General features: G+C 62.2%; 9 protein-coding genes. 1 reads left to right on the top strand and 8 read right to left on the bottom strand.

The genetic code is table 11. From position 1 onward, the window contains the following. The first annotated feature begins 21 nt into the window (after positions 1-21). On the top strand, positions 22-2,652 hold the full coding sequence (locus MWH26_RS08920) for a M1 family metallopeptidase (protein ID WP_247976925.1): 2,631 nt from the start codon (positions 22-24) through the stop codon (positions 2,650-2,652). A 155-nt stretch (positions 2,653-2,807) separates the two neighbouring features. Here the strand turns inward: MWH26_RS08920 and MWH26_RS08915 are convergent, their stop codons facing one another. From MWH26_RS08915 to MWH26_RS08880, 8 genes are all read right to left on the bottom strand, one after another. Further along, a complete protein-coding gene (locus MWH26_RS08915; protein ID WP_247976924.1) occupies positions 2,808-5,105 on the bottom strand; it encodes a DUF5682 family protein in 2,298 nt (765 codons plus the stop codon). Between the two features lie 2 nt (positions 5,106-5,107). Next, positions 5,108-6,160, bottom strand: coding sequence for a hypothetical protein (locus MWH26_RS08910; RefSeq protein ID WP_247976923.1), 1,053 nt, complete (start codon positions 6,158-6,160; stop codon positions 5,108-5,110). An 11-nt stretch (positions 6,161-6,171) separates the two neighbouring features. Then, entirely contained in the window at positions 6,172-7,272 is a 1,101-nt protein-coding gene (locus tag MWH26_RS08905; protein ID WP_244696254.1) for an ATP-binding protein, read from the bottom strand. Between the two features lie 57 nt (positions 7,273-7,329). Further along, positions 7,330-8,925 carry a DUF5691 domain-containing protein gene (locus MWH26_RS08900; protein ID WP_247976922.1) on the bottom strand — a complete coding sequence of 532 codons (1,596 nt, stop codon included), beginning with the start codon at positions 8,923-8,925 and terminating at the stop codon, positions 7,330-7,332. After that, positions 8,925-10,388 carry an SWIM zinc finger family protein gene (locus tag MWH26_RS08895; RefSeq protein ID WP_247976921.1) on the bottom strand — a complete coding sequence of 488 codons (1,464 nt, stop codon included), beginning with the start codon at positions 10,386-10,388 and terminating at the stop codon, positions 8,925-8,927. Before MWH26_RS08895 ends, MWH26_RS08900 begins: the two co-directional genes overlap by 1 nt. 58 nt (positions 10,389-10,446) lie before the next feature. Next, positions 10,447-10,797 carry a hypothetical protein gene (locus tag MWH26_RS08890; protein WP_247976920.1) on the bottom strand — a complete coding sequence of 117 codons (351 nt, stop codon included), beginning with the start codon at positions 10,795-10,797 and terminating at the stop codon, positions 10,447-10,449. A 400-nt stretch (positions 10,798-11,197) separates the two neighbouring features. Then, a complete protein-coding gene (locus MWH26_RS08885) occupies positions 11,198-11,785 on the bottom strand; it encodes a hypothetical protein (RefSeq protein ID WP_247976919.1) in 588 nt (195 codons plus the stop codon). A 127-nt stretch (positions 11,786-11,912) separates the two neighbouring features. Beyond that, on the bottom strand, positions 11,913-14,213 hold the full coding sequence (locus MWH26_RS08880; RefSeq protein WP_247976918.1) for an efflux RND transporter permease subunit: 2,301 nt from the start codon (positions 14,211-14,213) through the stop codon (positions 11,913-11,915). Between the last annotated feature and the right edge of the window lie 218 nt (positions 14,214-14,431).

Below are 14,431 nucleotides of genomic sequence, written 5' to 3'. Positions count from 1 at the left end.
ACCTGATGGAATACCTCCGGAATGAAGTTTCAATATACTACTGGTGCGTGTGCCACTGCACTGCTGCTAAATTTGGGCCTGGCCTCCTGCGCTAAAAAACTGATGGTTTCTGCGGCAGCAACCCCGCAAGCCGGGCCGGGAACTGCGGCAGCTGCCGGCCCGGCCGTGGTGCCCGGCGTGAGCCTGGAGCTGGCCCAGGACCGCGCCCGCCGCATTTCCCGCCTGGGCTACGACCTGCACCTGACCATTCCGGCGGGCAAAGCAGCCCCCATTGCCGCCACCGAAACAGTCCGCTTCCAGCTCGCGGATGCCCGCCAGCCCGTGCAGCTCGATTTCAAGGAGCAGACCGCCAATTTGAAAAGCGTAACGGTGAATGGTCAGCCCGTAGCCATTGACCATCACAACGAGCACCTGGTGCTACCCGCCGCTAGCCTGCAAACCGGCCTGAATAAAGTGAATATTCAGTTTACAGCCGGCAACCAAAGCCTCAACCGCAGCGAGGATTTCTTGTACACCCTGCTCGTGCCCGACCGCGCCCGCACGGTGTTTCCGGTTTTCGACCAGCCCAACCTAAAGGCTTCCTTCACGCTCACGCTAGATGTTCCTGCCGATTGGGAGGCCCTAGCCAACGGCCCCCTGCTGGATTCCACGGTAGCGGCCGGAAATAAGACCTACCGGTTTGCGCCTTCGGATACCATCAGTACCTACCTGTTCTCGTTTGCGGCGGGCAAGTTCACGCGCCTTTCCCGCAGGCTGGGGGGTAGGGAAATGCAGTTTTTGCACCGGGAAACCGACCAGAGTAAGCTGCGCCTGAGCCTGGACCCCATCTTCCAGATTCACGCCGATGCGCTGACGTTTCTGCAGGACTACACGGGCATTCCGTACCCGTTCCGCAAGTTCGATTTCGTGGCCCTGCCTGATTTTCAGTACGGCGGTATGGAGCACGTGGGCGCCATCGATTACAAAGCCAGCACCCTGTTTCTGGACGAGGGCGCCACCCAGGACCAGAAAATAGCCCGCTCCAACCTCATTGCCCACGAAACGGCCCACATGTGGTTCGGTGATTTGGTGACCATGCAGTGGTTTAACGACGTGTGGATGAAGGAGGTGTTTGCCAACTTCATGGCCAATAAAATCACCCAGGTGGCCGTCACGGGTTCCAACTACGACCTCAAGTTCGTCATTGACCACTACCCCGCGGCCTACGGCGTCGACCGCACCAGCGGGGCCAACCCCATTCGCCAGGAGCTGGATAATCTGAAAGATGCCGGCTCGCTTTACGGCAACATCATCTACCACAAAGCGCCCATTATGATGCGCCAGCTGGAGCGCCTGATGGGGGAGGAGCCCTTCCGCCAGGGCCTGCAGGAGTACCTGCGCACGTACAGCTTCGGCAACGCCACCTGGCCCGACCTCATCCAACTGCTCGACGCCCGCACCCCCGCCGACCTGCAGGCCTGGAACCAGGTGTGGGTAAACCAGCCCGGCCGCCCCCTCTTCGACTACGACCTGCAAACCAGCAACGGCAAGATTACCAGCCTGCAGCTCACCCAGCAGGCCGAGGACAAGTCGGCGCGGCTCTGGCCCCAGCTGTTTGAGGTGCTGCTGGTGTACCCTGGCGGCCGTACGAAAGAGCTGACCGTGAACATGAACCAGCGCCAGGTGAGCGTGCCCCAGGCCGCAGGAGAACCCGCGCCCGCCTACATCCTGTTCAACTCCACAGGCCTGGGCTACGGCGTCTTTCCGGTGGATAAGCAGCTGACCAGTGGCCTGACCGCCCTGCAAAACCCGGTGGCGCGGGCCGCGGCCTACGTGAATCTCTACGAGAACATGCTCAACGGCCGCAGCATCGCGCCGCAGCAACTGTTGGCGGTGTGCCGGCAAGCCCTACCCAAGGAGAAGGAGGAATTAAACGTGAAGCTGCTCACCGGTCAGCTTACCGACATCTTCTGGAAGCTGTTGAAGCCCGCCGAGCGGGTTGCCCTGGCCCCGGCGCTGGAAAAGGAGCTGTGGCAGGTCCTGCAGCAAAACCCAGCTCCGAATGCCAAGAAGCTGCTGTTCAAGGCGTATCAGTCGGTGGCTCTCACCCAGGAAGCCCAAACGCGCCTTTACCACATCTGGGATAAGCAGCAAGCTCCGGCCGGCGTCAAGCTAACGGAAGATGACTACACGGCCCTGGCCCTGGCCTTAGCCGTGCGCGACTACCCCGCCGCTACCCCCATTCTGCTCCGGCAACTGACCCGCATCCAAAACCCCGACCGCCGCAAGCGCATGGAGTTCCTACTACCCGCCCTTTCCCCCGACGTGCCAACGCGCGACGCCTTCTTTGCCTCGCTCGCCGACGAAAAGAACCGTGAAAAGGAAGCCTGGGTAACCTCGGCCCTGGCTTACCTGCACCACCCGCTGCGAGCCGCTACCTCCGAAAAGTATCTGCCCCAAAGCCTGGCCCTGCTGGAAGAAATTCAGCAAACCGGCGACATTTTCTTTCCCTACTCCTGGCTCCAGGCCACGCTCGGCTCCTACCAAACCCCCAGCGCCGCCCGCACCGTCCGCGACTTCCTGGCCGCCCACCCGACCTATAACCCCAAGCTCCGCGCCAAGCTGCTTCAGGCCGCCGATGACGTATTTCGGGCCGAAAAGCTGGTGCTCTAGAAACGTTTCTCAAGGCAAACACCACTGGAACGTCCTGCTGAGCTTGCCGAAGCATCTCTCCCGCTTCGTTGAATAGGTATTAAGAGGTAGTCAGAGGAGAGATGCTTCGGCAAGCTCAGCAGGACGATCTGGGAGCGTTGTTCCTACCGAGTACCCTACACCCCCAGTAACTCCCGCAGCACCGGCAGCACCCGCAGTCCGCGTTCCAGGTCAATGTCGGCAGCTTGGGCTGCTGGCACGGCCGGGCCACCTACGGCCAAGGCCAGCACCTGCTGGCGTTCGGGCTGACTGAAATCGGCGAAGGAGCGGCGCAGCAGAGGTACGGTTCCCTGAAAAACGGCTTCATCGAGGCCGGAAAGCCACGCGTCGAGCAGGTCGAACAGCGTGCGATTATGAATCAGGAGCAGGCCGCTACCCCGCAGGAAGCCTTCAATCCAGGCGGTAGCGTAGTCGGTGGGTTGGGCGGGAGCCAGGGCCAGGCCAAGCAGGGTGGCCGTGTCGTTGGGGGTGAGCTGCTGGGTATCGAAGAGCAGGCGGGTAGCTGCACCGGCCAGCAGGCCACTACTGGCCGGTTGCCGGGCAATGGCGTGCAGGGCCGCCTGCCAATCGGTTTGCTCGGCGGGGTCGGGGAGCAGGCGAATAGCTTGGTGGGCCGCCTCGATACGCTCCAGAAGCTGACTGGCCGCGTCCCGGTCGAGGCCGGTGCAGGCTAGGGGCAGGGAGATGCACAAGCGCGGCACCAGATGATGGACGACTTGGGCTACCTGGGTGGTTTCGGTGCGCCGCACATTGCCGTAGCGCAGCACATTTACCAGCGGGGGCAGGGCCGTGAGCAGGTGGGCCACGTCGCGGGTGCCGGCGCTGATGGTTTCGAGGCGGGAGACCAGGGTAGGTAGCGCCGGGGCCAGGTCGGCGCGCAGGGCTTCTTCTAGCAGCTGACTCACCTGGCCGAGGTCGGTGGCCTGCTGGGCGCGGTGGTGGGCGGCGCCGCTGGCGGCGGCCAGAACGGTGTTTCCCCAGCGCCCGGCTTCCAGCACGCCCAGCACCATTTCGAGGCGCCATTGCAGTTCCCATACCTCGTGGAAGGTGCCGCTTTTGCCCTGTACGCGTTGCGGCTTACCCCAGCGGATGCCCAGCAACTGCAGGCGGTGCAGCAGGTGGCTGCGGCCCAGGTCGAGGTCCTTGCGCAGGTCCAGGGCCAGGGTTTTCGACAGGGCTTCGTGCTTGAGGCGGAGCGCTTTTTGCTGCAAGCCCAGGTCCTGCTGCAGGGGCGAGGCCGGCAGCTCCTCGGGCACTTCGCCTAGCTTCTCGCCAATGACTAGCTGCTGGTGCACCAGCTCCAGGGCCTCGGCATAGCCGCCCCCGAAGATGCTCACGGCCGCTTCTTCCAGCTCCTCAATACCGGGCAAGGCCAAGCCGCGCACGGCCGCCAGGGCCTCCGCCAGCCGCACGCCCTCAATGGCATGGGCCGAAGACGCATCGATTTGCTGAGCCCGCAGCAAGTGTGCCGCCCGCACCATCCAGTGCGTGACTACCCGCTCGTGGGGCTCCTGGAACAGCAGCTCGTACCAGGCCGGCGACAACACCCCCGCCCCGTAGCCCGACTGCCGGGCCAGGCGCTCGTAGGTCCAGGGCACCCAGGTGGCCTCGGTGGGCACTTTCTTCAGCCCCTTGAGGCGAACCTTGTCGGCTTTGGCGTAGTCGGGCAACTGCTCCGCGCGCAGCACCGGGGCGTGCCAGGCCCCGCACACCACGGCCACGCGCTGGTAGCCCTGCTTGAGGGTGGCGCGTAGCGTTTCGCGCATGTAGGCCTCGCGCAGCAGGGTTTCTTCCGATTCGGGTTGGGCCAGCTCCTCGCGCAGGGCCGTCATCATCTGGAGTACTACCCCGAACGTGTCGGCGTGGCCAGCCGAGTGCTCAATGCGAGCTTCCCACCACCGTTCCCCGTCGGTATAGCCATCGAGGCGGGCCAGGTGGGCAATGGGGTCGAAGCGGAGCGAGGTTTCTTCGATAACCAGCGTTTCAGTTGCCTCGCCGCTCGTAGCGAGTGCTACTACTTCTGCCGCTGTGGCTTCGGTAGCGGCTGGGGCTTCTGCTGCTGGGGCCAGTTCGTGCTCCACGGTATCCGGCAGGGCAAACCGTAGGGTCATCGGTAGGTCAAAGCAGCGCAGGTGGGCGCCGTGCTGCTGGCACCAAAGGGCAGCCTGCCACTCCGGCGAGAAGTAAGCGAAGGGCAGAAACGAGGCTTGCTGGTGCTGCTTGGGGTTATACATCAGCAGGGCCACTGGGGGCTTCAGCGCCGGGTTAGCCGCCAGCGCCAGGGCCTTTTCCCCATCGGCTGGGCACTCCAGCAACACCATATCAGGCCGGAACTCGTCCAGGGCCTTCAGCAGGGAGGCCGTGCTGCCGGGCCCATGGTGGCGGATGCCGTAAAGGCGCAGTTCGGTGGGCATACTTAGGGTATAAGAGTTAAAATCCGACCGTCCCAAATACCCAAAGCATTATTCTCAACCAGTAGTACCAGCTTGTTATCTGAGGTGAAGACCATTTTACTCACATGTTGGCGACGATCTGTTGGCCACGATGACATGGGTGCACACACAAGCTGCCAGGCATCTTGCTGATGCAACTCCATATTAATCGGCGCTCTGTAAATGCCGTTCTGTGAATTATAATACAGGCGGTTTTCTGTTAGGCTGTAAGCAATGGTACTGATGTATTCCCCACCTGGGTCGCCAAATACCATGGTTCTATAATTCTCACGCCAGCTGCTGTTGAAAACACGTTTCGCTTGAAGTTTGTCAAAACGGGTTATGCAACTGGAATTTGAACCATGTGTCACTGCGCCAGATAGATACATTTGGGTTTCTGCTTCACAGAAAGAATTCACGGGGCATAAACGGGCCAGCGTATCAGCAAAACCAACCGGAACGAAACGCTGCAAATTCGTATCAAATACCTGGAGGTTGCCGCCCCATTCTCCCATGTCAAAGCCAATCCATAGAATATTATAAGAGTCAAGTAACGCGGCTGATGGTTGGGGGCGCCATTTGTAATAATGATTCAGGGTAGAGTCAGGCACGAAAGACTGATTGGTGGCCACATTCAGCAAACCGGTTTCCGTGGCTGCCCAAACCTGCTTCCGGTTGTCGCGGGCGAGAAAAACAGTTTTAGGCGGCAGTTTCGCTTCATACGTGCAGGCCTGGGTTTTGGAATTGAGAAGATAGATGTCCTGGCCGCAAACAACTAGCAACTCATCTTTACCGGTAGCATGAATACTGGTGATAGGGACTTTTAGAGTGGTGCTCAAAGGGCGTTCTTCTCCCGCAGAAGTAAAGGACGCTAAGTGCCCACTTGCGTCTACGGCCCATAAGGTACTGTCCAGTGCAACTACGTCTTTATAACCGCCATAGAGTGTTGTTGTAGGCTGCTTTGGCTTTTTTCTGCTAGTCTGTCCCACGGTACTCAGGTTCAGAATGAGCAGACTTAGCGTTAGAAGTAGTCTCATACACCAATAATCTACTCCACTACCTCCCGGCAAGCCCTATACAAATCCTTCCAGCCGTCGCGCTCCTTTACAACGGTTTCCAGGTACTCTAGCCACACTACGCGGTCCTGAACGGGGTCTTTGATGACGGCGCCAGTGAGGCCGGCGGCTAGGTCGGCGGCTTGCAGGGTACCGTCGCCGAAGTAGGCGGCCAGGGCCAGGCCGCTGTTAAGCACGGAAATAGCCTCGCCGGTGCTAAGGGTGCCGCTGGGGCTTTTGAGCTTGGTTTTGCCGTTCTCCGTCACGCCCGAGCGCAGCTCCCGGAAGATGGTCACGAGGCGGCTGATTTGCTCCAGGGCCGTGGTCGTGGGCGGTAGTTGCAGGGCCCGGCCGGTTTTCTCCACCCGCGAGTGCACAATCTGTACTTCCTCCGCTACGGAAGTGGGTAGGGGCAACACTACGGTGTTGAAGCGGCGGCGCAGGGCGCTACTCAGCTCGTTCACGCCCTTGTCCCGGTCGTTGGCGGTGGCAATAACGTTGAAGCCGCGGGTGGCCTGCACCTCGGTGGCCAGCTCGGGCACGGGCAGCACCTTTTCGGAAAGCACCGTGATGAGCGTGTCCTGCACGTCGGAGGGAATGCGGGTAAGCTCCTCCACACGCACCAGAGCCCCTTCCTGCATGCCTTTGAGCAGGGGCGAAGGTACCAGCGCCGCCGTGGAAGGCCCTTCGGCAATGAGACGGGCGTAGTTCCAGGAGTAGCGAATGGCGTCCTCTGAAGTGCCCGCCGTGCCCTGAATCAGCAGGTTGGAGTGCCCACTAATGGCCGCCGTCAGGTGCTCCGACACCCAACTTTTGGCCGTGCCGGGCACGCCGAGCAGCAGCAGGGCGCGGTCGGTGGCTAGGGTGGCTACGGCAATTTCCATCAGCCGCCGCTGTCCAATGTATTTGGGCTCGATTTCGAATCCGTTGTCCAGGGTGCCGCCCAGCAGGTAGGTCACCACAGCCCAGGGCGAGAGTTTCCAGTTCGGCGGCTTGGGCCGGTCGTCGATGTCGATCAGAGCAGCGAGTTCTTCGGCGTATTGCACCTCGGCGTGGGGGCGCAGGATGTCGGCGGCGGGGTTGTTCAGGGCCATAATCGAGGGGTTAGCGAAGGAAGAAGGGGTAGGGAATTCGGCAGAAGTGATGCGCTCTTAACCGGGCGGCTCGTTCAGGGCGGCTTCTAACTGCTGGCGAAAGTGCAGGGCGTTGAGCAGGCGGGCGAGGCTGTTGTGGAGGTAGGGCACGTTTTGCAGCAGGGGCTGCAGGGGCTGGGCGCAGAGGTCGTGCTGCGCGGCAGGCACCACCTGGGCCATGTGCTCCAGCAGCTGGCTAGCGGCGTAGTGAATCCGGTGGAGTTGTTCTGGCCGGCTTAGGGCGTCACGCAGCAGTTCTACCACTCGGCGCGTCAGGCGCTCGGGCCAGGGCGCGGGCACCAGCAGTAACAGGGGCAGCCAGCGAACATCCGGGGTAAGATGAGGGGTAGCATTGAGCAGGGGCAGCACCAAATCCGTTAGCTGAGTTGCTGAGAGAAGCTTAACCAACCCAGCGGCGGGTAGGGTGGTTGCCAGCTTGCGGGGCTGCTCAAAAAACCATTCCAACAGGGCAACGGCCCAGCCTGCATCGTGATGAAGAATAGCGGCTTCGGCCCAGGCGCTGAGCAATAGAGCCGCCCATTCAGTACCCGCGGCCAAGTCGAGGAGCTTGGTTGGTGCGATATTCCAGTGCCCTGACCACCGGTGGGGCGGAAGTAGAGCCACCATCTGGCCGAGCAGGGCCGCCTTGTCGCCGGAAAACCGGGTGTCGCGCTGCTCAACGCCATCGGTCAGCCAGGTTTTATCCCAGGCTTGGGCGGGCAGTTCCAGCAGTAGCTTCTTGCTGAGCAGGCCCCGCTTGAGCTGCAACAGGGGCTCGACGCGCTGCCACAGCCGCTCCACCAACTGGCTACCCGGCACGCGGGCCAGGAGCAACCGGGCGGCCTGCCGGACTTCCTTGCTTTTCGACGTTAGGTACTGTTCCAGCAGGGCTTCGTCCGCTGGGCTAAGCCCCGTGCCGAGGGCTTCCAGCAGCGCCGTTTGGTTTTTAGCCGGCTCCTGGGGTAGGGTGGCGGCCAGCAATTCGCGGGCCTGAGCCGGGCTGGCGCCGCGAAGGTGGGTAAGGAAATTCACCCGCTCCCGGATCGTACCAGTTTCCCACACCGCTTCCTCAACCGCCCGACTACCCGCTACAATAGGCTGCCAAGCTGGGTTCTGAGCGGCCAGCCACACGCCCCGTTGGCCCAGCACAGCGGCCGTTGCCGCGTGCAAGTCGGGCCGTGGGCGGGCGTACTCCAGCAGCGACACCAGCAATTGGTGGGGCACCCGGCGGCCGTGGCGGGGCAGGTCTTCCAGGAAACCGCGCAGCAGGGCGGCGTGCGTGCCTTCCAGTAGTTGCGCAAGCAGCTGGGCGCCAGCCGGGCCCAAGGGCGGCGCCGTATCCGGCGGGGCGACTACGGGAACGTCAGAAGCGAAGGCCGGTACGGGCGCGGGCCGGAAGCCGGCTTTGCGGATCAAGGATAAAGTACCGGCGGTTAGCAAAACCTGCTTTTCGCGGTAATCAGGGTGAGTGTTTGACTCTGGGAGCTTGAGGCCCGCATCCGGCAGCGCATCAGGTGCCTGGCGGCTACCGAGCAGGGCCACGCGCAGAATTCGCTGCCAGTCGGTGGCCGGTTGTAGCGCGGGCGCGGGGGTAGTGGTTGGCGTCTCTGACATTAGCAGGCGGGATTGGAAACGGGCGAAGGTGCCGGCCAGCAGGTAAGCGGGCGTAGTGCCGCGCCGGTCCACTCGCCGAACACCGTGAGCGGGTACCCGCCGCTGAGGGCCCGCAACTCCCAGCCGGTCAGCTCGTCGCAGCGCAGCGGAAGCGCCACCTCACGGTCCGGCTGATGCTCGATTGGGGTAGCAGGGTTACCGGGTAAGGTAGTAGAGGTGTCGGCGGTTACGTAGCCATGAGTTGGGAAATGCAGCACCCAGTCTCCGCTAGCCGTCTGATGCGGCACGCCCCCGGCGAGCAGCACCGGCAGCTCCCGCAGCCAGGGCTGCTGGGCCAGAGCCGTAGCGTAGTCGTTGAGCAGTTGGGCGGGGCCCGTGCTACCCAGCGGGGCCAGCGAGTAAGTACCGGTAAAGGCTAGCTCGCCCGGCACGGCTCGGAGCGGCAACAGCCCCGGGTAAAACGAAAGGCTACCGGTGTAGCACCCGGCCGGCATCAGGGGCGTAGCGAAGGCCTGGCCCCCGAAGGAAAACTCCACGACCAGCGCAAAACGACCTGTTTCCTGCCCTTGCAGCCAGCTGCGGCGCACCGTCAGGCGGTCTTCTTCCGTGGTGGTTTGGCTGAGTGCCCACCACGTGTCTGCTACCCCCGGTTGGGTGGCCACTACCTCTTCTTTCTTGACGGAAACGCCCAACTGCTGCAGTATTTCCTGGCGGGTAGCAGCAGGCAGCTGCTCCAGCCGCGGCACCGTGCGCACCAGCAAATACAACTCGCCGAGGCGGGCCAGCATGCGCTCAGGCCAGTCGGTGCCTTGGTGGCGCAGGGCCGCCAGCTCCCGAATATTAGCGGCTAGCCCCGGCAGTTGGTTATCGACGAGGCGGGCGGCCTGGTTTTCCCAGAAGCTCGGGGGCTGGCTTTCCGTCGCCGCCAACCCCGCCCGAATCAGGTCCAGCAGCCAGGTTTCCAACTCCTCGGCCCCGCGCTGCATGCGGACTAGGCGCTGGGCTTCCCGTTTCTGCCGGGCCAGTTCCGCCTCGGAAGCCGCCCCAGAATCGTTGTTTTCAACCGGTGCCGGTAAGCCAGAGAGGTGGGCGTCCTGCTGGATGGTGCGCTGGGCTGGTTGTTTGCCGGCCGTTTGCTGACGCTTGGCTAGCCATTCCTGTAGCCAGGGCGGCGGGGTAGGGCTGCTCAGCAGTTGAGGCTGGCGGGCCAGCAGTAGCAGCAGGCCCGCGCCGTGCTTGCAAGGAAACACCCGGCTGGGGCACGAGCACTTAAAAGCAGGCTCTTGTAGGTCGATGCCGGTTTGGTAGGGCGTGCTGCCGCTGCCCTTGCACTCGCCCCAGGCGGCGGTGTCGGTCTGGCCCAGGTTGCTCCACTTGGCGGGGGCGGCTAGCTCCTGGCCCCGCTTGAGGGTGCCGGGGTCGGTGATGAGGGCGCGGGCCTGTGCTTCGGTCCAGGAGGTCAATTCTTCGCAGGGTTAGGCCGGCGGGGTAGCGGGCAGGATACCGTGGCAAAGTAGCAGGTCAGAGGGGAAATTCCGCGCCGCAGTGGGGGCATTTGTGCAAGGTAGTGCCGGCGTAGAAAAGGCGTTTCCACCACGGCAGGCCCGGAACGGGAAGCGGGTTGCGCGTGCCGCACATGGGGCACCGAGGGCCCGTGGTGGTAGTGCGCTGCAACTCAAACGCCTCCACTGCCTCCTGGGCCCTCTCCGCGTCAACCTCTTCAATCAGCAGCTGGTAGTACATCCCGTCACCAAAAGGAAAGGTAGGCGGCCCGCAGGTTTTAACCAGGGCCTGAACCTCCACTGCTTGCAGCTGGTGGTATAGCTCCACCGCCTCCACGTAGGATAGATAGTAGGCCGCGGAAATAAGCATGCAGTTACAGCAGGAAGGGGCACAACGGAATCGAAAAAGCGCAGGTTTCTGCAAAGAAAAAAGCCCTGAGCTATAGCTACTGTAGAGCCATAAGCCGGGAAATTTTTTCCAGGAGCCCTACTGGAAGGCCACGTTTCCCTAGCACTAGCAAGTCACAACGAAACGGTGGTTTTCCTTAGCAGAGAAGCGAAAAAGTATCCTGTCACTTTAAGTTGATTGAATAACCGCCGTTTTGCCGCGGAGTTAGGGCTAAAAGCCCGTCCGGCAGAGCCGGAGACGAAGCATTTCACGCGCAGCCGTCTGGTTCTTTAAGGGTAGACCCCGCCGTAACGGAAAGGTTTTGCTGGTGGGCAGCCTTGGTTTGGCAGGTCGACTAGCGGGATGGCCCTGCCACTCCACCTTACTTGCGCCGGCGCACCGGGGTAGCTAGGCGGCTGCGCAGCCGCAGTACATACCAAAGCAAGCCGGCGCAGAGCACGGCCAGCCCGGCGGCCAGCAGTTCGCGGGTGGTGCGGGCCTGGGTAGCGTCGTCGGCGGTGGCTTGCAGGTCTAGGAGCTTTTTTTCGCGCTGTTTGTCGCGAAGCTGTAGGTTCTGAATCTGGTTTTCCAGGTCGTAAAAGCGCTGGCGGGTGCTGCTCTGGTCTGTTTGGGCCACGGTAATCTGCTGGCGGGCCTGCTGGTTTTCAGCCACTACGGCGGCAGTACGACGCAGGGTCGCGGCCTGCACGGCCCGCACAATTTCCGTGTCTTTGCGGATAATGCCTTTCAGGGCCTCGGCCACCTCCTCCAGGTCCTTTTTGCTGCGCTTGTTGCCGAACAGGCTGTTGCGCTGGGCGTTAGCCTCCTCGTACTGGCGCACCAGTGTTTCGCGCTCCTGAATGAGGCGGGGCAGCGGGTCGTTGGCCGGGGCGGAAGTAGCTGGGGGCGTTTGGGCCAGGGCGCCAGCGCAGGAAAAGGCACACAACAAGGGGAGGAGGCGTTTCATCATAGGGCAAAGTAACGGGGAAGGTGGCCCCGTAGTTTGCCCCAAAGCGCTTTTTGCCTCGGCTAGCACGAGTGGGCCAGCTGAACTGCCCAGCGGTAACGCCCGGTGCTAGCAGCGGCTTTTAAGGGCTTCAGCCACCCAGCGCCGGCACCGGCTGACGGATTTCTTTGGGCCGGTGCCGGTAGAAAGCCAGAATCAGGATGGGCAGCAAGGTCAGCTCGGCTACTACCCCAAACAGCAGGGTCAAGCCAATGAGCAGGCCCACGTAAAACGTACCGTCGAAGGAGGAAAAGATTAGCGTCGAGAAGCCGCCCACCAGAATCAGGGAGGTGACGATAACGGCTTTGCCAGCCATCAGGTAGGTTTTGCGCACGGCCTTAAACAAGCTGGCCTCCTCCAGCAGCACCAGCTTAAGCTTGCTGATAAAGTGGATGGTATCATCGACGGCAATACCGAAAGCAATGGTGAAGATGATGCTGGTGCTCACCTTCATGCTCACGCCGGCCGCGCCCATTACGCCCGCCACAATCAGAATAGGTACCAGGTTGGGCACCAGCACCACCAGGGTCATGCGCAGGGAGCGAAACAGGAGCAGGACAATGAGCGTGACCATCACAATGTCAATGCTCATGCCCGTAATCATGTTCAGGGTGAGGGTAGAGTTGTTTTTGTCGATGAGGTTGGCCGAGCCGGTCAGGCGCGTCTGCAGCACGGTGCTGTCCACGGAAGCGCGGAGGTAGCGGCGCAAATCGGCATTCAGCGCGTCGGCCCGGATGCTGCCCACGTCGGGCATGCGGCCGGTCAGGCGGCCCTCGGAACCATCGGGCAGGGCCAGGGCCCGGAACTCCGGCTTCTTGCGAAACAGCTTCACCTTGCGCGTCAGGCGCTGCAGTTCAGCCTCGGAATCGGGGAGGCGGTATTCTTCCAGCAGCCCACCGTTCAAGGCCTTGCGCACCGATTTGATGATGGTAACCGGCGAGGCCACGAAGTTCAGCCCGTAGGTTGTTTGCAGGTAGCCCTCAATCTTTTCGGTCTGGCGCAGCACGTCCAGGTCGTAGATCGTGCGACCCGGGGCAGGCTTCAAGTCCAGCTCAAAGGGCCGCACGCCGGCAAACTGCCGCTCGAAAAACTTGAAATCCAGCTTCACCGGGTCGTTTTTCGATAGGTCGTCGAGCAGGGCGGAATTGATACGGATGCGCGAGGCCGAGGCCACCGACAAAACCAGCACCAGTCCACTAATAGCCACCACCCAATGCCGCCGGGCCAGCACCACCCGGAACAGGCGGCCCAGCACTCCGTCCCAGCTGTGGCCGTCTTGGCGGGGCACCCGCAGTTGGGGCTTGCCCAGGAGCACCAGCATGGCCGGGAGCAAAGTAAAGCTCAGGGCAAAGGTGAGCAGCACGGCAATGCCCGTAAACAGCCCGAAGTTATAAATCGGCCGGATGGTGCTGGTCATCAGGGTAAAGAAGCCGATGCTGGTCGTCAGGGCCGAGAGTCCTGAGCCGAAGCCCGATTCCTTCAGGGCAATGCGTAAGGAATCCTTCTTGCTGGCCCCGTAGCCCAATTCCGTGACGTAGCGCGTGATGATGTGAATAGTATCGGACATGCCCACCACAAACAGCATCACCGGCAGCAGGGCCGTCATCAGGTCAATGCTTATTCCGCAGGCCGACATCAGCCCCAGGCCCCACACAATGGCGCCCAGCACCACCACCAGGGGCAGCACCACGCCCCACCAGGTCCGAAATGTGAGCCACAAGAGCCCCGTCACGAGCACCACCGAGAGGCTCATAAACACCATCAGCTCCACCTGCAGCCGGTCCACGAACACCGACTGCGCCACCATTTTGCCGGCCAGGTGGTACTCGTTTTCCGCGAAGCCCTGGCGCTGCAGCTCCGCACGCACAGCCGCCAGCAGGGAGTCGCCGGGGGGCTTGCTCAGGTTGGGTGAAGTTTGGAAGAGAATGGTAGCGGCCCGGGCATCCCGGGAAATCAGGTTGCCCACTAGGCCCGGCGTGCGGTACACCAGCACGGAGTCCTGGGCGCGGCGACTGGGGTCCTGGGGGTGGAGGTAGGGCACGTTGAACACGCCCAGTCCTTCCACCACCGGGTTCACGGCGTTGGTGGGCGAGGACACCTGCGTGACGTGGCGGCGGCCCTGAATAAAGCGCGTCAAGGAATCGACTTTCACCAGAAAACGGGGCTCGAATACGGTCTGGCCGGCCGGTGCTTCCAGGCCCAGCAGCACGTAGTCGTTGTCGTTGCCGAAGCGGTCGGAGTACTGCAGGTAGTAGTCCAGGTCCGGGTCGCCGGCGGGGTAGAAGTCGTTGAAATTATAATTGAAGCGCAGCTGAGCCGCGAAAAACACGGCCAACGCCGTAAGCAGTCCGAGGGCCAGCAGGGTAAGATGAGCGAGTTTGCGAAGCGGCATAAGGGGTAGCGCAACAGTGAAAACCGGCCGGGGCCGGGCTCCGCCACTGCGCCGTATGGGCGGCGAAAGGTAAAGTAGCTACGCGGGGTAGTTCCGGTAAGGCAACCCGAAACTAAGGCCAGCTGCGGGAAAGGTGTTGATTTGAGCTGCTGTATGTACTTATTTTGTGTACTTTAGAAGCGGCCGTAGCCCGTCTGGCAGACGTGTGAAGCCAACCG

It is taken from the genome of Hymenobacter sublimis (assembly GCF_023101345.1).
GTDB lineage: Bacteria > Bacteroidota > Bacteroidia > Cytophagales > Hymenobacteraceae > Hymenobacter > Hymenobacter sublimis.
Note: the sequence above shows the minus strand (reverse complement) of the source record. Positions and strands in the feature narration are given on the sequence as shown.

Coding starts and splice junctions, on each gene's coding strand:
- MWH26_RS08890 (WP_247976920.1), bottom strand. CDS start 10,797: ATGCTTATTTCCGCGGCCTACTATCTATCCTACGTGGAGGCGGTGGAG.
- MWH26_RS08885 (WP_247976919.1), bottom strand. CDS start 11,785: ATGATGAAACGCCTCCTCCCCTTGTTGTGTGCCTTTTCCTGCGCTGGC.
- MWH26_RS08915 (WP_247976924.1), bottom strand. CDS start 5,105: ATGCCCACCGAACTGCGCCTTTACGGCATCCGCCACCATGGGCCCGGC.
- MWH26_RS08905 (WP_244696254.1), bottom strand. CDS start 7,272: ATGGCCCTGAACAACCCCGCCGCCGACATCCTGCGCCCCCACGCCGAG.
- MWH26_RS08910 (WP_247976923.1), bottom strand. CDS start 6,160: ATGAGACTACTTCTAACGCTAAGTCTGCTCATTCTGAACCTGAGTACC.
- MWH26_RS08920 (WP_247976925.1), top strand. CDS start 22: ATGAAGTTTCAATATACTACTGGTGCGTGTGCCACTGCACTGCTGCTA.
- MWH26_RS08880 (WP_247976918.1), bottom strand. CDS start 14,213: ATGCCGCTTCGCAAACTCGCTCATCTTACCCTGCTGGCCCTCGGACTG.
- MWH26_RS08900 (WP_247976922.1), bottom strand. CDS start 8,925: ATGTCAGAGACGCCAACCACTACCCCCGCGCCCGCGCTACAACCGGCC.